At 59.4% G+C, this 22838-nt stretch carries 22 protein-coding genes and 1 pseudogene; 11 read left to right on the top strand and 12 right to left on the bottom strand.

Annotated elements, in window-relative coordinates:
- Positions 1-132: 132 nt before the first annotated feature.
- Positions 133-409 (top strand): annotated as a pseudogene (locus CQ019_RS08555) (transposase); the annotation flags it as partial.
- A 326-nt stretch (positions 410-735) separates the two neighbouring features.
- On the opposite strand, the gene CQ019_RS08550 reads toward CQ019_RS08555, so the two are convergent.
- The 4 genes from CQ019_RS08550 to CQ019_RS08535 all read right to left on the bottom strand — a co-directional run bounded on the left by CQ019_RS08550 (position 736) and on the right by CQ019_RS08535 (position 5050).
- Complete coding sequence (locus CQ019_RS08550; RefSeq protein WP_181148342.1) at positions 736-1998, bottom strand: MFS transporter; 1263 nt, start codon at positions 1996-1998, stop codon at positions 736-738.
- A 65-nt stretch (positions 1999-2063) separates the two neighbouring features.
- Positions 2064-3212 carry a galactonate dehydratase gene (gene dgoD, locus CQ019_RS08545; protein WP_105569441.1) on the bottom strand — a complete coding sequence of 383 codons (1149 nt, stop codon included), beginning with the start codon at positions 3210-3212 and terminating at the stop codon, positions 2064-2066.
- Positions 3209-3853 (bottom strand): 2-dehydro-3-deoxy-6-phosphogalactonate aldolase, encoded by a 645-nt coding sequence (locus CQ019_RS08540; protein ID WP_105569440.1) that lies wholly within the window; start codon positions 3851-3853, stop codon positions 3209-3211. Before CQ019_RS08540 ends, dgoD begins: the two co-directional genes overlap by 4 nt.
- 42 nt (positions 3854-3895) lie before the next feature.
- Positions 3896-5050 (bottom strand): 2-dehydro-3-deoxygalactonokinase, encoded by a 1155-nt coding sequence (locus CQ019_RS08535; protein WP_146113345.1) that lies wholly within the window; start codon positions 5048-5050, stop codon positions 3896-3898.
- On the opposite strand from CQ019_RS08535, the gene CQ019_RS08530 reads away from it, so the two are divergent.
- Positions 5042-5839, top strand: a complete 798-nt coding sequence (locus tag CQ019_RS08530; RefSeq protein WP_105569438.1) for an IclR family transcriptional regulator — start codon at positions 5042-5044, stop codon at positions 5837-5839. The two genes, CQ019_RS08535 and CQ019_RS08530, sit on opposite strands and share 9 nt — an antisense overlap.
- Before the next feature lie 906 nt (positions 5840-6745).
- Here the strand turns inward: CQ019_RS08530 and CQ019_RS08525 are convergent.
- Positions 6746-7534 carry an SDR family NAD(P)-dependent oxidoreductase gene (locus CQ019_RS08525; protein ID WP_105552606.1) on the bottom strand — a complete coding sequence of 263 codons (789 nt, stop codon included), beginning with the start codon at positions 7532-7534 and terminating at the stop codon, positions 6746-6748.
- A gap of 417 nt (positions 7535-7951) precedes the next feature.
- Here CQ019_RS08525 and CQ019_RS08520 point away from each other — a divergent pair, with 417 nt between their 5' ends.
- Together CQ019_RS08520 and CQ019_RS08515 are read left to right on the top strand one after the other, a co-directional pair.
- Positions 7952-8401: a hypothetical protein gene (locus CQ019_RS08520; RefSeq protein WP_181148340.1), complete on the top strand. Its 450-nt coding sequence runs from the start codon at positions 7952-7954 to the stop codon at positions 8399-8401.
- On the top strand, positions 8398-9984 hold the full coding sequence (locus CQ019_RS08515; protein ID WP_105569437.1) for a GMC family oxidoreductase: 1587 nt from the start codon (positions 8398-8400) through the stop codon (positions 9982-9984). Before CQ019_RS08520 ends, CQ019_RS08515 begins: the two co-directional genes overlap by 4 nt.
- Positions 9985-10001: 17 nt before the next feature.
- Here the strand turns inward: CQ019_RS08515 and CQ019_RS08510 are convergent, their stop codons facing one another.
- The 3 genes from CQ019_RS08510 to CQ019_RS08500 all read right to left on the bottom strand — a co-directional run bounded on the left by CQ019_RS08510 (position 10002) and on the right by CQ019_RS08500 (position 12294).
- Entirely contained in the window at positions 10002-10802 is an 801-nt protein-coding gene (locus tag CQ019_RS08510; protein ID WP_105569436.1) for an IclR family transcriptional regulator, read from the bottom strand.
- 96 nt (positions 10803-10898) lie between these two features.
- Positions 10899-11219 (bottom strand): putative quinol monooxygenase, encoded by a 321-nt coding sequence (locus tag CQ019_RS08505; RefSeq protein WP_105569435.1) that lies wholly within the window; start codon positions 11217-11219, stop codon positions 10899-10901.
- A gap of 349 nt (positions 11220-11568) precedes the next feature.
- Positions 11569-12294: a FadR/GntR family transcriptional regulator gene (locus CQ019_RS08500; protein WP_258133899.1), complete on the bottom strand. Its 726-nt coding sequence runs from the start codon at positions 12292-12294 to the stop codon at positions 11569-11571.
- Between the two features lie 174 nt (positions 12295-12468).
- On the opposite strand from CQ019_RS08500, the gene eat reads away from it, so the two are divergent.
- From eat to CQ019_RS08470, 7 genes are all read left to right on the top strand, one after another.
- Complete coding sequence (eat, locus tag CQ019_RS08495; protein ID WP_105569433.1) at positions 12469-13905, top strand: ethanolamine permease; 1437 nt, start codon at positions 12469-12471, stop codon at positions 13903-13905.
- 51 nt (positions 13906-13956) lie between these two features.
- The gene (locus tag CQ019_RS08490; protein ID WP_219844247.1) at positions 13957-15348 is read left to right on the top strand and encodes a glutamine synthetase family protein; all 1392 of its coding nucleotides are present in this window, start codon (positions 13957-13959) and stop codon (positions 15346-15348) included.
- A gap of 19 nt (positions 15349-15367) precedes the next feature.
- Positions 15368-16138: a gamma-glutamyl-gamma-aminobutyrate hydrolase family protein gene (locus tag CQ019_RS08485; protein ID WP_258133480.1), complete on the top strand. Its 771-nt coding sequence runs from the start codon at positions 15368-15370 to the stop codon at positions 16136-16138.
- Positions 16135-17535, top strand: coding sequence for an aldehyde dehydrogenase (locus tag CQ019_RS08480; RefSeq protein ID WP_105569432.1), 1401 nt, complete (start codon positions 16135-16137; stop codon positions 17533-17535). The genes CQ019_RS08485 and CQ019_RS08480 overlap by 4 nt, the downstream gene beginning before the upstream one ends.
- Positions 17536-17591: 56 nt before the next feature.
- Positions 17592-18392 (top strand): 3-oxoacyl-ACP reductase, encoded by an 801-nt coding sequence (locus tag CQ019_RS08475; RefSeq protein ID WP_105552600.1) that lies wholly within the window; start codon positions 17592-17594, stop codon positions 18390-18392.
- Between the two features lie 65 nt (positions 18393-18457).
- Complete coding sequence (locus tag CQ019_RS18260; RefSeq protein ID WP_146112423.1) at positions 18458-18679, top strand: hypothetical protein; 222 nt, start codon at positions 18458-18460, stop codon at positions 18677-18679.
- A gap of 224 nt (positions 18680-18903) precedes the next feature.
- Positions 18904-20136, top strand: a complete 1233-nt coding sequence (locus CQ019_RS08470; RefSeq protein WP_105569431.1) for a glutaminase — start codon at positions 18904-18906, stop codon at positions 20134-20136.
- Positions 20137-20276: 140 nt separating this feature from the next.
- On the opposite strand, the gene CQ019_RS08465 is transcribed toward CQ019_RS08470, so the two are convergent.
- The 4 genes from CQ019_RS08465 to CQ019_RS18255 form a co-directional block, all read right to left on the bottom strand.
- The gene (locus CQ019_RS08465; RefSeq protein ID WP_105552598.1) at positions 20277-21293 is read right to left on the bottom strand and encodes an Ldh family oxidoreductase; all 1017 of its coding nucleotides are present in this window, start codon (positions 21291-21293) and stop codon (positions 20277-20279) included.
- Between the two features lie 79 nt (positions 21294-21372).
- Positions 21373-21543: an SDR family oxidoreductase gene (locus CQ019_RS08460; RefSeq protein ID WP_219843908.1), complete on the bottom strand. Its 171-nt coding sequence runs from the start codon at positions 21541-21543 to the stop codon at positions 21373-21375.
- Positions 21544-22005: 462 nt separating this feature from the next.
- Positions 22006-22389 (bottom strand): VOC family protein, encoded by a 384-nt coding sequence (locus CQ019_RS08455; protein WP_105552597.1) that lies wholly within the window; start codon positions 22387-22389, stop codon positions 22006-22008.
- Positions 22390-22433: 44 nt separating this feature from the next.
- Complete coding sequence (locus CQ019_RS18255; protein WP_146112422.1) at positions 22434-22820, bottom strand: VOC family protein; 387 nt, start codon at positions 22818-22820, stop codon at positions 22434-22436.
- Between the last annotated feature and the right edge of the window lie 18 nt (positions 22821-22838).

The following is a 22838-nucleotide window of genomic DNA, read 5'->3' as shown; positions in this document are numbered from 1 at the left end:
CGTGCCATCCTGATGGATTCCGGTGCTGGAGAAAATCGGCCTTCTGCGCATCATCGAGGTCTCTGAGCGATACTCACCGGCTTCGACCCGGACCTGTCTCGCCAAATCACGCAGACCAGCACAGGAATCCGCGGGCTAGCGCCGACAACGCGCCAGTCGGACACCTCGATCAAGTCCGAACGCGTCAGCCATTCAGGCAGCAAACGACTTGAAATGAGCATTGTTCCTCTCAGCGTTCGCATCCATCCGCTTCGGCCCGATCAGCCGATCCCACTACGACCGGACACGAGCCCGGAGAAAGCGCCACAACCAAGCGCTCATCGCACTAGCCCACCGCCGCCTCACAGTCCTGTTCGCCATGCTCCGGGACGGGTCACTCTATGGCGTTCCAGAGCTGAGAATTGCTTGACTTTTTACATAGGGGCACCCCCTGTTCTCGAGGCACGTGGCCGAGAACCCAGAGCGTGCCGTCTGATGTCTAGGACACGTGCCCCTGGAACGCTTCACCGAACCGTGACGTTCTTGCCCGGGCGACAGCCCTTCTCGTCTCGGATAATTCATCCATTACTACCGTCAACCAGTTTTTCGCGAAAAACAGCATCGCAGGCGTCTAGTTCATTCCATTGTCAACAGCAAGTTATTGAGCTGCAAAAGGACCGGTTCACGCATTGCCGCGTGATCCGGCCCTTTCGGCTATTCAGATTCTTGGGTCTGACCTTTCAGTAAGTGAGCTCTTCAGCTCTCCACACGCTGTACCTTACCTACCAGAAAGACATAGGCGAGGATGCCGATAGCAGCAATGACGGTCATATAAATGAAAGCCGGACCGAAGTCAGTGGCGGACACCAGCAAACCAATCACGATAGGCGTCGCAATCGAAGACAAGTTACCAATGAAGTTGAACATGCCTCCGGTCAACCCGATTAGATGCGACGGAGCCATGGCGGATACCAATGACCATGTAATCGAGGCCAAGCCATTTCCGAAGAAGGCAATGGACATGAACATGATGACCATTACTGTGCTATCGGTAAAAATCGCACCAATCATGCTCATGGAGAGCAACAAGCCCACGATGATTGGCAGCTTACGCGACGTGCCCAGGCTTGCACCACGTTTGAGCATCAGATCCGAAAGCACGCCACTGATCAGGACGCCTACCAGCGCAGCGATAAAAGGAAGGGAGGCTAAGAATCCAGTCTTGATGTAGTCCATCTGACGGTATGTCACTAGGTATGTCGGGAACCAAGTGAGGAAGAACCAAAGGGTTGAGGTCAGACAGAACTGACCGATATAGATGCCCCACAGTTTGCGACGACCCAATACCAAAGCGAAGTCTGCCTTGCTCAGCTTTGGCTTGACTTCTTTGGTCTTGGTGCTGCCGAGGTCAACAAGTCCGCCACCTTCACGGATATAGTCCACTTCGGCAGCATTGGCTCGCTTCGAATCGACCGGGTTGCGGTAGACGACGTACCAAACGAGGCCCCACACCACGCCAACTCCACCGGTAACTACGAAGACCCAGTGCCAGGTCAATGCGTGCTGCAACCACAGTAGAACTGGGGTCAGCAGTGCAAGTCCAATGAACTGGCCCGAGGTGTAGAAACCGATAGCGGTTGCGCGTTCACGTTCAGGGAACCATGCGGTAACCACCTTGTTGTTGATTGGATAAGCCGGTGCTTCAAAGCCACCCACCGCCATGCGCAGGACAATCAGTGCAACAAAGCTGCCAGCCATTCCCATGAAGATGGTCGCTACGGACCACAGCACCAGGCAAATTGGGTACAGCAGTCGTGGCTGAACTTTGTCGACCAGCCAACCGCCGGGCAACTGCATAGCAGCGTAGGTCCAGCCAAACGCGGAGAGCAATAGGCCCTGTTGTGCGGTATCTAAGCCAAATTCGTCGGCAATGAGCGGGGCCGCCACCGAAAGGTTGGAACGATCCATGTAGTTGATAACAACGGTAAGGAACAACATGAACGCTACGACATAGCGCATTTTTGTGGCTTTGCCAGTCCCCGTAGTGGTGGGCGCTGACAACGCTGTCGAGTGTGACATATGGTTTACCATTCTGCGAAGGACCCATCTTTGTGCCGCCAAATTGGATTGCGCCAGCGGTGTCCTTCCACTGCGCGTTCAATGACGTATTCTTCGTTGACGTCAATACCCAGACCCGGGCCTTCAGGGATGGCGACCATGCCATCTTCGTAGGCAAAGACCGACGGGTCGTTGACGTAGTCAAGGAGGTCGTTGGATTCGTTGTAGTGAATTCCCAGGGACTGTTCCTGGATAAATGCGTTGTAGGCACCGGCATCGATCTGCAGGTTGGCGGCCAACGCAATGGGGCCCAGTGGGCAGTGAAGAGCAACGGCGACGTCATAGGCTTCAGCCATGGACGCAATCTTTCGCGCCTCCGTGATGCCGCCACAGTGCGAAGGGTCTGGCTGAATGATGTCCACAGCTCCGCTGGCCAACACGTCTTTGAAATCCCACCGGGAGAAGAGACGCTCGCCCAGAGCAATCGGGGTGCTGGAGTTGCGTAGCGGTTCGAGCATTGACCCGATATTCTCGCTGAGCACTGGTTCTTCAATGAACATCAGCTTGAACTGCTCAAGCTCACGCAACAGTACCTTCGCCATTGGCTTGTGCACACGACCATGGAAATCGACACCGATGCCCACGTTCTCACCCACGGCATCCCGAACGGCCTGAACGTTCTCCAAACAGCTCTGAACCTTATCCCAAGAATCGATGTACTGCAGCTCTTCGGTTCCGTTCATTTTCACCGCAGTGAATCCACGATCCACAGCAGCCTTCGCGGCGGCGGCAGTATCGGATGGGCGATCGCCACCAATCCATGAGTACACACGGATCTTGTCGCGGACCTTGCCCCCAAGTAGCTCATACGCTGGCACGCCCAAAGCCTTACCCTTGATGTCCCAAAGTGCCTGGTCGATGCCGGCCAGGGCGCTCATCATGATGCCTCCACCACGGTAGAAGCCACCGCGGTACATGACGGTCCACAGATCTTCAATGTTCCGAGGATCCTGGCCGATGAGGTAGTCGGAAAGTTCTTCCACGGCCGCGGCTACCGTCGCGGCACGCCCTTCGAGGACTGGCTCGCCCCAGCCGACGATCCCTTCGTCGGTTTCAATCTTTAGGAACAGCCATCGAGGCGGCACCATATAGGTGGTCAGTTTTGTAATTTTCATGCAGACTTCCTCATCTCATGGATCGTTCGGTAGGCGTGGACAAGCTTGTCTGCCCGGGTTTTCAAATCTTCTAGGCTTCGTCCCGCCTTGTAGAGCGAGGAGCCAATGCCAAATCCGGTCGCCCCGGCTTCAGCCCATACCTGCATGTTTTCTTCGGTAATTCCACCGACCGGCAGAAGACGAATTTCTTTGGGTATCACTGCGGTCCAGGCTTTGAAACCGACCAAGCCAACCTGTTCGGCTGGAAAAATCTTGACGTTCTGAGCTCCCGCTTCGATCGCGTCAAAGGCGTTGCTGGGAGTCGCTGCACCAGGGAATGAATCCATGCCAAGAGCGACGGTTTCCTCGATGACCTTGAGGTTCGTATTTGGGGAAACGATGATCTGCGAACCTGCTCCATGGCAGGCGCGGACTTGGCTTACGGTGAGAACGGTTCCGGCGCCGACAACGGCATCCGCAGGAAGTACGCGACGCAGAATTTCAATGCTCTTCAGCGGTTCTGGCGAATTCAGTGGCACTTCCAAAGCTCGGAAACCGCTGGCGTAAAGGCTCTCGCCAACTGCTTGCGCTTGGGCAGGATCCAGGCCACGCAATATGGCGACAAGTCCGGAAGGATGCAACGGGGATGGGGTTTCATTCACGGCGTGAGCCTTTCTATAAAAGTCATTGGCGGAGGGAAATACTTAGACCGGCGAAGCTTGGAGTAGCCCTAGTGCGCAAGCCACTGCCCAGACACCTCGGGGCGCCGTGCCTTGCAGTTCGCGAACTTCGGTGATGCCGAAATTCTTCAGTGCTCGCCTGTATCGTGCGCTGAGTTCTTTATTCCCGCAAATAGTCAGCGGAGGAAGCACTGAACCGTCCCATGCACCGATGACCGAGCGGATTTCGGCACCGATCATCAAGCCCGAGAGGTAGTCGCTGACCTCTGTTCGCTGCAGCCGCCCGGTGAGCACCAAAGTGCGTGCTGAAAATGCTGTCAGCATGAGATCAGCGGCACCGTTTGCTGATTGGGACACTTGAACCCCGCGTTCAAAGGCAATCCAGCTAACTGACTCTGACGACTCGATCATTTTGGACAGAATCGACTGCGAACTAAGCAGCGCGAAGGTCTCCCCTGTCATCGAGGTGGAGAATTCGGTGATCGTTCGGCCTTGGACCTTAACCCACTTTGAATGAGTACCGGGCAGCAGGAACAACTGCTCCATTTCCGATCGCGAATCGGTGCCACCTAGTTCAACTGCACCTAAAATCTGCGTTTCTTCCCCCCGCATCACATCGGGCAGTGTCTTGAGATCCAGTACACCGGGAATGACGTGCATGCGCCGGCCAGGAGAGATTTCGACCGAAGCTAGTTCGAATTCTGGGGCCGCCAGATTGGCGGGCACCGCGCGGTACGTGGCTTCGACCCAGCCTTGCTGGCTGCCTATCATTCCACAGGCAATAACTGGAATCAGCGGGTAGGTTTCCATCCATTCCCCACATAGTTCGGCGAGCGCTTGCTCGAAGGCCGCGTCCAGGGTGAGAGAGTTTTCTTTGGCTTGTGCCGCGACCTGCATGATTCCAAGGGACGCACTTCGATTTGCCACGATGCTTCCGCCGCGGCCCATGAGGTAAGCACGTGCGGAAGTGGTTCCCCAGTCAAGGGCAATCAGCTGGGCTTCGGCGATGTTTGTCATAACTCCTGTTTTCATCTCGTGCGTCGCACGAGCTAATTTGAATGTGGTCCCATTCACATGTGAATATTGTCGTAGTCGTCCCAATACTTCAAAGAGTGTTGTAGATAGTGGGATGAAGATTTTTGATGGCCGCTGACACGATAGGAACTTCTGATGGCGCACGATGCCGGACAGAGCAATGGAAACACTGTTGAGGGGCCTCCCCCGGGCACACTCACGCTCGCTCGTGGGTTGGATATTTTGCGGGCAGTCGGGCAAGGCGCAACAAACCTCAATGAGGTCGCGGCCGCAGCCACTATTGGTAAAAGCGCTGCCCACAGAATGGTGACACTTCTTGTCCAACGCGGATTTCTGCGCAGCACGCATGGCACCGCCTTCAGCTTGGGTCCGGCGCTGATAGAACTAGGGTTTAATGCTCTGTACCAGAGCCCTGTTCCAGTGATCGCAAAACCAATCCTCGAGGAGCTTGCCCGCAAGTATCAAGACACCGTGCACTTGGCGGTTGAAGATGAATCGCAAGTGCTCTATGTGGATAAAGTGCCTGGAACACGGGGCGCGCAAATGCGTTCTCGAGTGGGGCAACGCATGCCCTTGAGCCGAACCGGAATCGGAAAAGCCTTGCTTCTGGACAGTGCCGATCGATGGGAGACAACCTTCGATTCAGAATCCCCTATTCAGCAATCATCGCATCAGACTAAAGACGCCTTCCTACGTCGCATGGCGACATACGCCCGCGAAGGAATCGCACTGGATTTGGAAGATAACGAACCGGGCATCAGGTGCGTGGCAGCGCCCATTCGCGATGGCAGCGGAAAAATCATCGCCGCGATCAGCATGTCTGCAACAAATCCCTATATGCCGGAGGAACGCATGAAGGCCCTCAAAGCGGTTATGGGGTCTACCGCCGCACAGATTTCACGCAAACTCGGCTACTCAGGGAAAACTTTCTAGCAAGCTCCATAAGACAAGTTGCCCTGATTGGAGAGCTCAGGTTATTGGTCGCAGATCACCAGGAATGTTCAAGCTGTAATCCAACTGACTGCTTCCAGAGGAATTGATGAGAATACGCACACTGGGAACACCACTCCACCAACAGATAGCCGTTGAAGATATCTAAAGTCCATGCAGTTTGGACTCGATACTGGCCAAGCGTCTGGGAGCGGGGTCCGTCTATACGCGGGACACCAAAGGTGGTCTCATTCATTACCGCTGGTACAAGGCCACCTCTGCGGCCATTGGTGCTGTTACCCTAGATCTGACCACAGGTGGACAGTTTTCGGGGAGCAAGTCGGTCAGCAGTCACCTCCCCGCTGGCCAATGAGCCCACATGGAGAATTTCACCCTCCTCCATCGCCTAAAGCGCCTGCTCAACAATAGGTCCAGGGCTATATCACCCAACCTCCTGCCCCTCGGCTCCGGGATAATCCTCCGGCCAGCGTTTCAGAAAGGGCCGGGGCACAATAGCTTCCCCCTAGATTTCCACGCACTGTGCGTGCCGCAGCTTAATGACTTGATACGAAGGGAGCTCACCTCACGAGCACCTACACGAGGGCGTAACTTTCCGCCCTGAGTCCGACCGAGCGGCAACCGGTGCTGCGTACGCTCAATTCCCCGCGACTGCTCAAGACCGAGATCGTCACCACGGCCAGTGGCGCCAGCGTTCTGATCATCGCCTTGCTCGGCGTGGCCAAGCTAATGGGCTTCATTGCCCGTCAGGTGATAGTCGGCTTTGTAAATGCTCTGGCAGGGAGCTGCGTGACTGGCCTTGATCCCGTATGCACCCGCCAGCCGAATCAGGCCAAGGAATCCACTGTGGAGCAAAGGTACTCCACGGCGGATCCCCTTCCTGTTTGCGCGTCAGGAGAAGTTGATCCCGCCGTCAATCAGGACCGTCTGGCCGGTCATATGATCCGAATCCGGTCCAGCCAGATACGACACCAGCTTGGCTACGTCTGCTGGCTCGGAGACGCGTCCGGCCAAGATATTGTCTACCTGCGCCTGCAGAGCGCTGCCGCGCGGGGTTCCGTCACGGGCGGTGAGCCGCTCGTCGATCAGGTCCCACATTGCCGTTCCCACCACTCCCGGGGCATAGGAATTGACCGTGATGTCGTGCTTGGCGAACTCCATGGCGGCTGCTTGGGTCAGACCACGCACCGCCCATTTGGTCGCCGAATAGGAGGCAAGAATGGGGAATGGGCGGAAGGCGACAATGGATGCCGCACCGATGATTTTCCCGCCGGTACCCTGCTCAATGAAGCGTTTGGCCGCTAACTGGTAGGAGTAGAAAACTCCCTTGATGTTCACGTCAAGCATGCGATCCAGCGCTTCGGGTTTCACATCCAAGATCTCGTCCACCTGCGCGATGCCAGCGTTGGCCACGAATACCGTCAGGTCCCCCAGGGCGCCGGTGCCTTCAGCGATCATGCGCTGCACATCCTCAGGGTTCGAAACATCTCCCGTCACCCCGACCGCGCGGCGCCCGCGCTGTTCAACGGCGGCCACCACTGCATCGATGTTCTCCTGGGCTCCCGGGATGTCAGCGACGATAATATCCTGCCCGTCATCGGCCAATCGCTCGGCAATGGCTCGGCCGATCCCTCGTCCCGCTCCGGTGATCAGCGCTACGCCTGCAGTGGATTCTGCCATGGTGATTCCTCCTGTTGGATACTGCTCAGACTGGTCGGCGGGCTGGCTAGCCCGTCGAATGTGCCCAGCTTGTGCCCTGTTCCCAGCGTCGCGATAGCACCGTTCTCACTGAGCGATAAAGCGCTTCTGCTCGCCGCTAGGTCCCGCGGAATGCATTCTCACCAGCTGATAACAGCCCTAGCGGTACTGTGACGCAGGATACACAATTCAGTTAAGGCCTTGTGGCCGGTTCCCCGTTGGAACCGGCACAGGCCGTGACCTGACCGTCTAGTAGATGAGGTGACAACGATGGTGTTCCCCGCAAAATATTCATCTCTTAACGCTCTTGAGCTCTCTGTTGAGGCACGTCGGATCTTAACCCGGATCATCCGGGTTTCCTTTCCGCATGCGCAATTCCCTGATGGGCCCTATGAGCGCATGACCGAGAAAATCATTGAGGCTTCGGCTGAATCCAGCTGGTTCCGCATGGCGCTGACCCAGGGCCTGATGACTCTGGATACGCTCAGTGAAGAGCATTTCCTGGACCTGCCCGCTGACCGTGCGCTGGCCGTGCTCAAGCGCATCGCGGATCTGGAGTTCTTCGCCTTCATCCGCCGCACCGTAGTCCTCAATCTCTACGATGACCCGGAAGTGCAGCAGGCGCTGGGCTACGAAGGGGAATCGTTCTCTCAAGGTGGTTATATCAACCGTGGCTTCAACGATCTGAACTGGTTGCCCGAGCCGCGCATTGAGGAAAGCGAAGAGGCCGTGCCGGAGCTGGGCCCGCTTCCCTACGCCGTAACCGCTTATGCACCTGCAGCAAACACTCCGCCCGCGGGCAATGTCCTGGGTGATTCAGGAATCCTTGAGGAAGGGAGCACTCGATGAGCGCCGAAGAAAAATCAGCCGTGCACGATCATGATGACGACTCTGTGGTCGTCATCATCGGTTCGGGTGCCGGTGGCGGAACCTTGGCCCACGAACTGGTGACCAAGGGGGTCAAAGTTGTCCTGCTGGAAGCTGGCCCGCACCTGAAAAACGAGGACTACCACCAGGATGAATGGGCCGCCTTCAACCAGATGGCTTGGCTGGATCCACGCACCACCTCGGGTTCATGGCGGGTCGCGCGCGACTTCCCGAACCTGCCAGCCTGGATCGTCAAGGCGGTCGGCGGAACCACAACCCACTGGTCCGGAGCCACACCAAGGTTCAAAGCCCACGAGTTCAAGGCCCGCAGCACCTACGGACGAGTTGATGGGGCCAATCTGCTGGACTGGCCGATCACCTTGGCAGATCTGGCACCGTACTACGACCGCGCCGAGCAGAAAATGGGCAGCACCCACCGCCATGGCCGTCCACCGCTGCCGGCGAATAACAACTACAAGGTTTTTGCCAACGGAGCTCAGCGCCTGGGCTACCGCCAATACGCCACCGGGCCTTATGCCACCAATGCCGAGCCCTATGACGGGCGACCGGCATCGATCCAGGATGGCTTCAATTTCCAAGGCGATAAGAACAAATCCAAATGGTCCACCATGGTCTCGGAAATTCCCAAGTCCTTGCGCACCGGTCTGCTGGATTTGCGTCCTGACTCGCACGCCGTGCAGGTTACCCACACCGCGGCGGGCAAGGTGGACGGAGTCATCTACATCGACTCCGAGGGAAATCCGCAACGTCAACGGGCCCGCATCGTGGCCGTTGCCGGCAATTCCATCGAAACTCCACGCCTGCTGATGCTTTCAGCATCCCCGTTGTTCCCCGACGGACTGGCGAACTCCTCGGGCCAGCTGGGGCGCAACTACATGCGCCACACCACCGGAAGCGTCTACGCGAAGTTCGACCAGCCGGTGAATATGCACCGCGGCGAGACCATGGCCGGGCTGATCGCTGATGAGTCCCGGCATGACCCGGACCGTGGATTCTGCGGCGGCTACTACATGGAGACCATCGCGCTGGGGCCAGCCTTCCTGGCCAGCTTCGTGGAGCCTGGCGGCTGGGGGCCGGAATTCACTGCGCTCTTGGATGACTACCTGGGCACCGCGGGAATGTGGATCACCGGCGAGGACATGCCACAGGAGAGCAATCGGATCACGCTGAACACCACCGTGACCGACCGCTTGGGCTTGCCCGTGCCCAATGTCCATTTTGATGACCACCCCAATGATGTCGCCATGCGAACGCACGGCTATCAGCAAGGTTCGCTGCTCTTCGAAGCGGTTGGCGCACGCTCCACGCACCACACGCCCCCGTATCCCTCAACGCATAATCTCGGAACCGCGCGCATGAGCGATCGTCCCGAGGACGGGGTGGTCAACGCGTATGGCCAGGCCCATGACGTGCCGAACCTGTTCATTTCCGATGGTTCGCAATTCACCACCGGAGCCGCCGCCAACCCGACGTTGACCATCGTGGCGCTGGCCATTCGCCAAGCCGAATACATCATCCAGCAAATGGCCCAGGCCAAGCTCTAGCCGGCTGCGGTGCTTCGCTACTCGGCGCTGGCTGCGCCCAGTAGCGAAGTACCGCGCAGGGCACGGCTAACCCGTGAGGCCACATCGCGCAGCAAGACGGAGACTTCCTGCCGGTTGGCGTGGAACTCTGCCGGGGACATCGAGACCGCGACCGAGCCAATGACCTGTCCCGCGGGCATGGTGACCGGAGCGGCCATACACGATGCACCCCGGATGAACTCTTCCTGTTCGATGGCGATGCCGGTCTCCCGCACCGAATCCAGCTCGATGGCAAAGCTCTGCGGATCGCAGATCGTCGCAGCGGTCATCCCCGGCATGCCATGCTTTTCCAGGTAGGCGCTGCAGCGCTCGGCGTCCATGGCGGCCAGCAGCACCTTGCCGAAAGCGGTCGCATGGGCACCATTGTTGAAGCCGAACCCCATGGGGGTGATCCGCGGACGGGTCGCTGACTCAACGACATGAGCGACGACAATATCTTCGCCACGGTGCACCGCATAGTAAGCGGCGGCATCCGCCCGCAGATGAAGTTCCCGGATAAGCCGGGCCACCGAGGGCGGGGTTCCCACCTGCCGGCGCAGGGAACTATCCAGGGCATGCAGCTTGTAACCCAACGCGTAGAGGCCCTCGTCGCGCAAGTGGACCAGATGGCCCGACAGCGTCAGCGTCTTGAGCAGGCGGTAAACGGTAGGCAGAGGCATCTGCAATGCTGCCGCGATCTCCTTGGCTGCCATGCCCCTGTTATGAGCAGCCACCACGTCCAATAAGGCGAAAGCCTTCTGGACTGAGGCAAGGCCAGCTAGTGAATCGTTGTATCCCATGTCCCCATCTTGTCGATGCGAGCCGCGAACTTCAATATTGAGTCGCAGCCGCATCTGGCCTTGCCGCAGTATTCCAGAACTCAAGCAATACTCGTGCTAGTTGATCTCCAACTCGCCCATGCGGTCCCAGGTATCCCCTTCAATCTGCCGGCTCACGATCCGGGGGGTCTCAACCAGGGCCGGGGCCATGTCGATCATGGATTGCTTGAAGTGGTCGCTGCCGACATGAACGCCAGCGGCATCATCCTGGAATGCCTCAACCAGCACATACTCGTTCGGATCTTCCAGGCTACGCGACCAATCGAACCAGAGGTTTCCCGGTTCCTGTCGGGTTGCTTCGGTGAAGTTGCGTACCAGTTCCGGCCAGCGTTCTGACCATTCGGGCTTAACTTGGAACTTAACGACAATAAAGTACATGATCTCGTCCTTTCAGATGGCAAGACTTCCCTGTGTTGGCAGGGCCTACTGCCAGTGTCTCCGACACCCTGCTACTGGGCCAATGGGCATTATCGGCAGGCGAGAACGCAAACGCGCACCGATTGCGGTTCCAGGAGCTACGTGCTTTCCCATTGAACGGCATATCGTCGGCCAGCGGCTTTCCTGCATTCCTCAACCACAAGAGGACACTCGCACTCTGCCCCGGCCTTCCCATGGTCATTGCACGCATTCAGGTATGGAACGCCCCACTGCCTAGGATAATCACGGATATCGAGGCGGGATCAAGGCAAAAATCCAAAACTTCGCAACTGCCGTTCTTGTACAACAGCTAGTCCAAGAAACCGCGCAGCAGAGTCGCGGTGCCGTCCAGATGTTCTTGCATCAGCTTCTTCGCGCTCTCCGCATCGCCTCGAAGTATGGCGTTCAAGATGTCCTCATGCTGACGGCTTGAGTGGGCGATATTCGGTTTCAGGAACGGAATGCGGTCCAACAGTTCGCTGGTTGCGTCGCGCGCCTCTGCGACGGATTTTGCCAGCATGCCAGAGGCCGATAAATCGGCGATCATGACATGGAGCCGGGCATCCAGCGGTCGGTAGTTCGACTCGTCAGCTGAGTTGACAGCTTCGTGCGCCAGCATCAAATTGTTTCGCTGAGTAGCAGTGAGCGACGCTCCTGCGGCTAATTCCGCTGCAGCAGGTTCGACAACCGATCTGAAGGCCAGCACATCTTCAATGCGTGCACGATCCGAATCATCCAATGGATTCTCGTGCGTGTTCGGATGGGCAGCAACAACTGTTCCACCGTAGCGGCCGCGTTGCACCTGCAAGTAGCCGGCGCTCTGCAATTCCGCCAAAGAATCGCGCAACGTAGCACGCGAAACACCCAGGGCTTCCGCAAGCTCCCTTTCTGCGGGCAGCTTTTCGCCGGGCGGGAAGACGCCGAGCCTCATGGCGCGCAAAAGTTGCCCGAGGGTCTCCTCGAAGACGTTTCCTCGGCGAACTTGCCCGAGGAACCTCATCCCTTCCCGGGAATCCAATGGTTTAGTTTCGGCCATGATCCAAGAATGTCACACTATTTGGTTCAAGAAAACACCAATCGTTTCTTCTTGCCAGGTGCTATTTCAAAACAACCTATTGACTTTCCTCCGTGACCCCTGCCACAGTTGAGCGCATGCAAAGGACTGATTTCAGTCCATTAGATTCAGGACTCATGGACCGAGGAAGCTCACATGACCAAGAATTCACATATCGACTACGCATCGGTTGACAAAGACTACCTACGACATAGGCAGCTCAAGAAGGGCGCCGCAGGCTGGATCCTGCTTGCCGGGTTGGGCATCGCCTACGTTATTTCCGGTGATTTTTCAGGCTGGAATCTCGGCTTGGCTGCTGGCGGCTGGGGCGGACTGCTCATTGCCTTCGTTCTGATGGGCATCATGTACACCTGCATGGTGTTCGGCTTGGCAGAAATGTCCTCGACGCTGCCCACGGCCGGCGCAGGCTACGGCTTCGCCCGCAGGGCCATGGGACCGCTTGGCGGCTTCGCCACCGGCATGGCGGTGCTCATCGAGTACGCCGTGGCTCCCGCCGCCATCGCCACCTTCATCGGCGGCTACATCGAAGCTCTCGGCCTGTTCGGGATGACCAATTCCTGGCCCGTCTACCTGGTCACCTACATTGTTTTCATCGGCATCCACATGTGGGGCGTGGGCGAAGCGCTCAAGTTGATGTTCGGCATCACCGCTATCGCCATCGTGGCACTGGTGGTCACAGTCTTTGGTCTAATTCCGCACTTTCAGCCGAGCAACCTCTTCGACATCGTTCCAGATGGTTCAGTCGGTTCCTCCGCGTTCATGCCCTTCGGCGTTTCCGGAACCCTCGCTGCACTTGTCTTCGGCATTTGGTTCTTCCTTGCAGTAGAGGGCGTTCCTCTGGCCGCCGAAGAATCGCAAGATCCGAAACGCGATATGCCCAAGGGCATCATTACCGCAGTCATCTTCTTGGTTTTCTCCGGTGCTGCCGTGCTCATTCTGGTCCCAGGAGTCGCTGGCGCCGAGGCCATGAGCGTCTCCGGATCGCCGCTTCCCGAGGCACTGCGCGAAGCCTACGGACAGAATTCGGCGTTGGCGAACTTCGTGAATTACGCAGGCTTGGCGGGTCTGGTGGCCAGCTTCTTCTCCATTGTTTATGCCTACTCCCGGCAGCTATTCGCCCTTTCCCGCGCCGGCTACCTGCCCCGGGTCCTGTCGCTGACCGGTTCCCGCCATACTCCTTGGGTCGCCCTGCTGGTTCCAGGCACCATCGGATTCATCCTGGCCGCAGTCATCCGCAATGGCGACCAACTGATCAATATCGCCGTCTTCGGAGCCACCGTCTCCTACGTGCTGCTGAATCTGAGCCACATTGTCCTGAGGATCAAGGAACCCGATCTGCCCCGCGGATATCGCACCCCCGGCGGCATCGTCACCACATCCATTGCACTGGTACTCGCTGTCATCGCTCTCATCGCAACATTCGTCGTGGACATCCTCGCCGCAGGAATCACCGCAGGTGTCTTCGCCCTGGCGCTCGCCTACTTCTGGTTCTATAGCCGGCATCGCCTGGTGGCCAGCGCACCCGAAGAAGAATTCGCCATTCTGGAGTCCGAAGAAAATGCCCTGAAATAAACCGGTCCCAAGCCAATGAACCAAATCCCGACAATCGAAGGAACATTCTCCATGCAAGACATCCAAGAACTCGTCAAGGCCGCCAAGAACGAACGCATGCTGAGCGTTGAACAGCTGACCGAGGGCATCGGCACCGGAGTCTATGATTCGGTCATCCTGGCCTTCACCGACATGCAGGGCCGGCTCCAGGGAAAAATCGTCCACGCGCAGTTCTTCCTGGACACCGTGCTGAACCACGGCACCGAAGCCTGCAACTACCTGCTGGCAGTGGATACCGAAATGAACACCGTGGAAGGCTACTCGCTGACCAGCTGGGACACCGGCTACGGCGACATGGAGTTCGTGCTGGATTACGACACCATCCGCCCGGTCCCGTACTTGGAACGCACGGCACTGATCCAGACCGACTTGGCCACCACGGACGGACGGCCGGTTCCAGTGGCCCCGCGGTCCCTGCTCAAGGCGCAGCAGGAGAAAGCCGCTGCGCTGGGCTTGCGCGCCATGGCAGGCACGGAACTGGAGTTCTTGATCTTCAACGACTCCTACGAAGATGCGCAGCAGCGCGGCTACCGGAACCTCACCCCTGCCAACCAGCACAACGTCGACTACTCGATCCTGGGCTCAATGCGCGTCGAGCCGCTGCTGCGCGATATCCGCAACGCCATGTACGAATCGGGCATGATCGTCGAATCGGCCAAGGGCGAGTGCAACTTCGGGCAGCACGAGATCGCTTTCAAATACGACGACGTTGTCACCACTGGCGATAACCACACCTTCTACAAGCTCTCGGCCAAGCACATGGCCTCGCAGCGCGGGCAATCCATCACCTTCATGGCCAAGCCCAACCAGCGCGAAGGTTCCAGCTGCCATATCCATATGTCGCTGCGAAAGCTCGACGGATCCTTGGCCTTCTGGGACGAAGCCCGCGGAGAACGCACGGAGATGTACAACCACTTCATCGCCGGCGTCTTGGCCACCATGCGGGAATTCACGCTGTTCTACGCTCCGAATATCAACTCCTACAAGCGCTTCGCCAAGGGTTCGTTCGCACCTACCGCCGTCGCCTGGGGGCTGGACAACCGCAGCTGCGCGGTCCGGCTCGTAGGCAAGGGTTACGGTGCACGCATGGAGAACCGCTTGCCCGGTGCGGATGCCAACCCGTACCTGGCCATGGCAGCCATGCTGGCGGCCGGGCTCTACGGCATCGAGAAGAAACTGGAACTACCCGAAATGGTAACCGGAAGCGCCTACGATTCCGGAGCCCAGCACGTGCCCCAAACCATGGCCGAGGCCCGTGAGCTCTTCGCGAATTCGAAGATCGCCTTGGAAATCTTCGGCAAGGAAGTCGTGGAGCACTACACCCGCTACGCGGACGTGGAAATCGAGCAGTTCAACGCGGCAGTCACCGACTGGGAAGTTTCCCGCGGCTTCGAACGCCACTGATCACGAAGGACAACTACAAGTGAACTATCCATCGGACCCAGCGGCGCAGCGCAGACCACGCATCGGGCTGACCACCTACTGGCAGGAAGCCAAATGGGGTGTCTGGGAAAGCACCGCGGCCATTGTCCCGGGCAAGTACATCAAATCGGTGGTCGCAGCCGGCGGGACGCCAATGCTCCTGCCACCGGTTGCCACCGACCTCGCTGTCTTGGACATCCTGGACGGGCTGATTGTCATTGGCGGCGTGGATGTGGATCCTGCCAACTACGGGCAGCAACCGCATCCGCGCACGGCGGCGCAACCCGAGCGGGATTTGCACGATATGGCTTTGGCAGCCGCCGCGCTGGAGCGAGCAGTTCCGCTGTTCGCCATCTGCCGCGGCGCCCAGGTGCTCAACGTGCAGCAGGGCGGAACCCTGAACCAGCACCTGCCTGACGTGCTTCCGGAAGCAGCCGAAAAGTACCAGCCGGCTCCCGGCGTATTCGGCACGGTGGATTTCACCACCGTTCGCGGTTCGCTGGCTGAGCAAATCCTCGGAAGCCGGGCCAGCGCTCCGTGCTATCACCACCAGTCCCTGCTGGACGTTGCCAAGGGGTTGGCGGTCACCGCGCGGGCCAGCGACGGAACGGTGGAAATCGTTGAAATGCCGCAGGCCCCGGGTTGGGTCTTGGGAACGCAGTTCCACCCAGAAGAGAATCTGGACGACATCCGGCTGATGCAGGCTTTCGTCCAGGCATCGCACGACTACGCCACCCGCAAAACTATCCAGACACCACAGGAAGCGCTATGAGCACTGATACCGCAGTGAAAGACACCTTTACCGTGATCAACCCGGCGACTGGGCAAGCAGTCCAGGACGTCGCGCTGGCTGATACCGCGCAGGCGGATGCCGCAATTGCCCGAGCTTCCGAGGCTTTTCCCGCATGGAGCCAGGTGGCCCCCGCAGAGCGCGCCGCGCTGCTGCGCAGATTCGCGGACGCAGTCGACCGCGACCTCGAGAATCTGGCCCAGCTGGAAGTACTCAATGCCGGGCACACTATTGGCAACGCCCGATGGGAGGCCGGAAACGTCAGGGACGTGCTGAACTACTACGCAGCAGCCCCGGAACGGAACTTCGGCAAGCAGATTCCCGTCGCAGGCGGAGTGAACGTGACCTTCCACGAACCCCTGGGTGTCGTCGGAATCATTGTGCCGTGGAATTTCCCGATGCCTATCGCAGGGTGGGGATTCGCCCCGGCCTTGGCCGCAGGCAATACTGTCGTGCTCAAGCCAGCCGAGCTGACCCCGTTGACCGCCATCCGCCTGGGCGAGCTAGCCCGGGAGGCCGGCCTCCCGGAGGGCGTCTTCACCGTCATCCCGGGCAAGGGCTCTGTAGTCGGCGAGCGCTTTGTCACCCATCCCGACATCCGGAAGGTGGTCTTCACCGGGTCCACCCAAGTGGGCCAGGGGATCATGCGCGGATGCGCGGATCAGCTGAAGCGGGTCATCCTGGAGCTGGGTGGCAAGAGCGCCAATATCATCTTCGCTGATGCAGACCTCGACAAGGCAGCCGCCCAGGCACCGGGTGGAGTTTTCGACAACGCCGGACAGGACTGCTGTGCCCGCTCCCGGATCCTGGTGCAGCGCAGCGTTCTGGATGAGTTCATGGAGCGATTCACCCAGGCCGTCGCGGCGGTTACCGTCGGGGACCCGAGCGACGAAGCTACGGTGATGGGCCCTTTGGTCTCCGCCAAGCAATTGCAAACGGTGTCTTCGTTCCTGCTCGATGAACAAGGAAACCCACGCAGCGATATCGCCTACCAGGGAAAGATCCCCCAGGGCGAGGGTTACTGGTTCCCGCCTACGGTCGTGGTTCCCGAAGATCCGCAGGACCGGATCCTGCGCGAAGAGATTTTCGGACCGATCGTTGCGGTGATCCCATTCGAGGACGAGGCCGATGCTATCCGCATTGCCAATGACTCGGAGTACGGGCTCTCCGGATCCATCTGGACTCGGGATGTGGGCCGCGCCCTGCGCGTGGCCCGCGGGGTCGAGGCCGGGAACCTGTCGGTGAACTCCCATTCCTCAGTGCGCTATTCCACGCCTTTCGGCGGCTACAAGAAATCCGGACTCGGCCGCGAGCTGGGGCCGGATGCGCTGGAAGCCTTCAGCGAGGTCAAGAACGTCTTCATTGACACCGAAAGCTGATTTACCCGCAAAGCATCATCCAACTAAAACAAATCACTAACAAGGAGAACCATCAAATGAGCGAAACGGCCCCATACAACGGCTTGGTCACCAATCGGCTTGCCGGACGAGTCGCCACTATTACCGGCGGTGCCTCCGGCATCGGGCTGGCCACGGCCAAGCGCTTGGCCCATGAAGGTGCCAAGGTGGTCATTGGCGATATCTGTGCCGAGGACATCGGCCAGAAAGCCGCCGCGGAAGTCGGCGGGCTTTTCGTCCGCACCGATGTCACCAATGAGGACGACGTCAAGAACCTGTTCGCCACAGCCAAGTCGACCTACGGCTCGGTGGATATCGCATTCAATAACGCGGGGATTTCCCCGGCAGACGATGCTTCCATCCTGGATACCGGCATCGACGCTTGGCGCAAGGTGCAGGAGGTCAATCTGACCAGCGTGTACTACTGCTGCAAGCACGTGCTGCCTTACATGCAGGAACAAGGCCGGGGCTCCATCATCAACACCGCTTCCTTCGTCGCGGTCATGGGTGCGGCAACCAGCCAGATCAGCTACTCGGCTTCCAAGGGCGGGGTGCTGTCCATGAGCCGTGAGCTCGGTGTGGAATTCGCCCGGCAGGGCATCCGCGTCAATGCCTTGTGCCCCGGACCGGTGAACACCCCGTTGTTGAAAGAGCTCTTCGCCAAGGACCCGGAGCGCGCCGCTCGCCGCCTGGTGCATGTGCCATTGGGACGCTTCGCGGAACCAGATGAGTTGGCGGCCTCGGTAGCCTTCCTTGCCTCCGATGATTCTTCCTTCATCACCGCGAGCCAGTTCCTGGTGGACGGCGGCATCGCAGGAGCCTACGTAACCCCGCTGTAGATAGCAAGAGTACTCCCCAGAATCTGGCAACTGACGGTCCAGATCTGGGGAGTACTCTTGCCTTTATGGCATTGCCAGCGGCCTTCCGCCGACTCACCGAGCAAGCAGGCCTCCCATGGGTGCCATCTGATCCCCGAGACTTAGCGGGTCACCGGCTCGCTCTGCTCCAGCATCCCGAACTAATCGGCGCGGCAACGGTCCGCGGGCTGGCGGATGAAACTTCCCAAGCGGTGGAGCCCATCCTCGAACGCTGCGTGGCCTCCGCTGGTCAGGCACGTCTCGGCTAAACCCGTACCTGCTTCCCCGCCAAAGTATCGTCTTGGGTGGGAAAGTCGAACCCGCGGATCCGCTCCGAACGGCAAGCGACGGTCTGCGTGGAAAAGCCCGCGGGTGCATGAAATGCCTTGGTTAAAGCGCTAGGTTGGAAACGCAGGAATAGTTTACCCGTTTCTAAACGCACCATGTTGAGCCAATCGCCGCTAGTTCAATTCTGCCGATGAGGATCCAAGCCATGAAAACTCCCATCCCTGACTACCTCAACGAAGTTCTCAGCACGCTCCGCGAAGACACCACAGGCGCGACGGCAAGCTATATCCCGGAACTAGCAGAAGCCAACCCCGATCTGTTTGCTTTGGCGGTCACCACCGGCACGGGAAGCACCTATTCGGCCGGTGACGTTGACACAGAATTCTCCATCCAGTCCATCTCCAAGCCCTTCGCCTACGCCGCGGCGATCATGGACCGCGGAATAGACCGAGTGCTGGAGTCCATTGGCGTTGAGCCCTCAGGCGAGGCCTTCAACGAGCTGTCGCTCGAAGGCGGCACGCACCGCCCGAAGAATCCGATGATCAATGCCGGCGCCATCGCCACGCACGGCTTGCTCGTCGGCGAGCGCGCGGACCCCGAAGCGCGTGTGGAGCGTACGCTGAGCATGTTCTCGCAGCTTGCCGGACGGGAACTGCGCATCGACGAAAGCGTCTGCGCCTCCGAGCTCGTTACGGCGGATCGAAACCTTGCCACCGCGCATATGCTGCGTAGCTACGGAATCCTCACCAGCGACCCGCATGAGGTGGTCGCTGGCTACACGCGTCAGTGCTCAATTCTGGTGACCGTGGCCGACCTGTCGATGATGGCGGCCACCCTCGCCAACGGCGGGGTACAGCCGCGCACCCACGAGCGCGTCATCGACACGGACGTAGCCCGCCAGGTCATGGCAGTGATGGCTACCGCCGGAATGTATGACGGCGCCGGAGACTGGCTCACCAGGGTCGGCATTCCCGCGAAGAGCGGAGTGGCCGGCGGTCTGGTGGGGGTGCTTCCCGACCAGGTGGGGATCGGCGGCTTTTCGCCGCGGCTGGACGAGCACGGCAACAGCCAGCGCGCCCGGCGTGCCTTCGAGCGCTTGTCCGCGGACATGGGGCTGCATCTTTTTGCGCCAAGCCACGGCCGGCTGGAGGTCGTCGGAGTGCAACGAGAGAGCAGCCGCGAGGTATTCACCTTGCAGGGGAACGTGCAATTCACTGCGGCCGCGGAGCTCTTAGACCTCATGGCCGATTCCACCTCGCTCAGCGAAGTCCACGTTGACATGTCCCGCGTGCATTCCTTCACGGACGTCGCGCGCCGCATGACCCTTGAAGGATTGCGCAGGCTGCGCATGGACGGGCGACGGATCTTCATCAATGACCCGCTGCAGTCCTTGGCGAATCCCGATCTGGGAGACGGCACGTACCCGGAGAGATCCTAGAATCCTCTTGGCAGGCTCCGGCCCTCCGGGCTTCAACCGGACTCAATGGTTCAGCGACGCTAACGAGGCGGTCTCATGACCGTTAATCGATCGTGTCGCGGCCAGCCGGGATAGAGTTCCGCGGTGTCCGTTGGCTGCTCTCAAATCTCCGTTGGCATCTGAACTTCAAGCGCTGCGGCCACGCGTTGCATGTTCTCCCAGGTCTTCACGTTCAAGGTAATGGCCGTGGCCGCTTCGATCTGCGCTGGAACCGGCGCGCGTTCCCCGGGCACCCGGATGGGTTCGGCCGCGTCCTGCAGCTCGCTGCCCTTGACGTAATTGATGAACTCTTCAATCTGTGCCGTGTACTCCTCCAGGTCACGCAGCTGAGCCACGTCGATGGCGATGATCAGCGTTCCCTGGTGGTCTGCGGTTTTCCGCTCGGACACCGTCTGCGAACCCGAAAGCGCTCCGCCGAGCGCCTCGACTAGCAACCCCAAACCGAAGCCTTTGAAACCGCCGAAAGGCTTCAGCAGCCCGTCGGCGCCCACCCATTCCTTGGACAGCGTGTTGCCGCGATCCCGTTCCTCGGCCAGACGCCCGCTGGCCACCGCGCTGGTCGCGAAGTCGATAACCAGGTGGGGTGCCTCGGCGCGAGGTACCCCGGCTGCCAACGGGTTGGTTGAGAGCCGTGCTTGGGTTCCACCGGGCGGCACCACAATCTGTCCGGCACCATTGTTGTTGCCGAAGATCAGCGTCACCACACCGGCATCGGCGGCCTGTTCGCAGAAGGGCGCCAGCCGCCCGGCATATTCGCTGCTGTGCACCGCTACCGCCGAAATTCCGTACTTCTTGGATCGCTCTACGGCGAGCGCGGTCGCATCGCGCAGCGCAAAGTGCCCATAGGTTTCGTGGGCGTCCAGCCGCACCAAGGCACCGCTGTCCAGGTCCACGGTCGCCTGGGCGCCGGGCTTGGCGTGGCCGGCGACCGCCCGATCCACATATTCTGGAAGGCGGCGCAGTCCGTGCGAGGCGTGCCCCGCCAATTCGGAGGAAATCAGCTGCCCGGCCATGTACCCCGCATCCGCAGCGGATGCGCCGACTGCCTGCATGCAGTCGGCAATGAAGCGGTGCAACTGGACCGGTGAGCTAGTCACCGCGGTGAGCTGGTTAGACATGAATTCCTTAGGAACGTTGGGGCAACCGTGCGCCGTAGTTGGACGCTTGGACACGGATAGGCTCGCTTGACTGGTCCTTCTAGCGTACGTAGTCGGCGCCGGTAATATCGATTGTCGCTCCGGTGACGTGTCGGGACCGTCCGCTGGCCAAGAATGCGGCCAGCTCGGCGACCTCTGCGGCCCGGGTGATCTCCCCCAGCGGCAGGGCCGCAATGGACGGATCTTCCGGGTCCAGATGCGCAGCCGGCAACGCCCTTCGTGTTGAAGTCCGTACTTACAATTTCAACGATCGCGGCCGGGCCGTCCGTGGGGTGCACGGTGAGCACCCCTAGACAGCCGTTCTCAGTCAGGAAATTCCCGGCGATGGTGCCCCGCGTGATGGCCCAGGTAGGCCATGCCGTTGCGCAGGTAGTACATGGGCCTGCCGGAAATCCACCCTCAGCAGGCACTGGGCCCATCTTCGTAGATATAGCGAAGTACCCGGCGACGAACATCCAGAATGCCGCCCAGAGCGTGCGGTTGCTTGCGCTTGCCGCGGATGTTCAACCCGCGCGGCCAAATGGTGAAGAACAGCCCGCAAACTACCAGCAACGCGACGCTGCTCGGCGCCCGGTGCCGAAGAACGGAATCTCGAAAATACAATGTCGGAAAGCACCTGGGCGAATAGATCCACCCGAGGGTACTTCCCTGTTATGAGGACACCGGCTACCGGCTACCTATTGACCGGTGGATGTTCGGCGATGCAGAAAAGATTGCCTTCCGGGTCAGCGAGAGTACTCCACTGAACGTGCGCCACTTCTTCGAGCACATCCCACTTGTGCGTCGCCCCCAGGGCAATTACTCGCTGAACTTCCTCGGCGCGTGAACCCCAGGGGACCGTCAGGTCCCAGTGTGCAACCTGAGATTCGGGACGCGGCCGCATACTCGGCTGGAAGAACATGCCAAACCCGCCGGCTCCATTGGGCGGCAAATAAAAGCTGTCTCCGCCACCGGAAATTTCGCTTCCGGTCACGCCGGCCCAGAAATTCGCCAGGGCTTGGGGATTCTCTGCCTCTAGGTTGATTGCTCCGAGGGTGACTTTGCTTTGTTGTGTCATGGCCCTACATTAGACCTCTCGACCGGCAAGTTCTCACGGTGCTCTTAAATTCTGCGTTCGGCGTCGCTTCGCAGGATGCAGAATTCGTTGCCTTCCGGATCGGCAAGAACCACCCATCCGGTTCCGTCCGGATTACGCAGATCATCGACTTCCCGCGCCCCTAGGGCCAGCAATCGCGCTAGTTCCTCGTCGAGGGTGCCATTCGCTGGTTTCAGATCAAGATGCACACGGTTTTTGAGCTGTTTGGCATTGGGTACCTCGATGAACAGCAAGCGCTGCGTACCGTCAGCGGAGAAGATCATGCATTCCTCCTCGCCGGCAAGGTTCGGGTCATCCGGGTCTTCCTGAAAACCGAGAACTTGGCCCCAGAATACCGATTGGGTGAAGGCATCGATGCTGTCAAAAGTCGTATGGGAAATGAGCGCTGTCATGGGCTTCAGCGTAACGCC

Source organism: Arthrobacter sp. MYb229 (assembly GCF_002975405.1).
Taxonomy (GTDB): domain Bacteria; phylum Actinomycetota; class Actinomycetes; order Actinomycetales; family Micrococcaceae; genus Glutamicibacter.
Note: the sequence above shows the minus strand (reverse complement) of the source record. Positions and strands in the feature narration are given on the sequence as shown.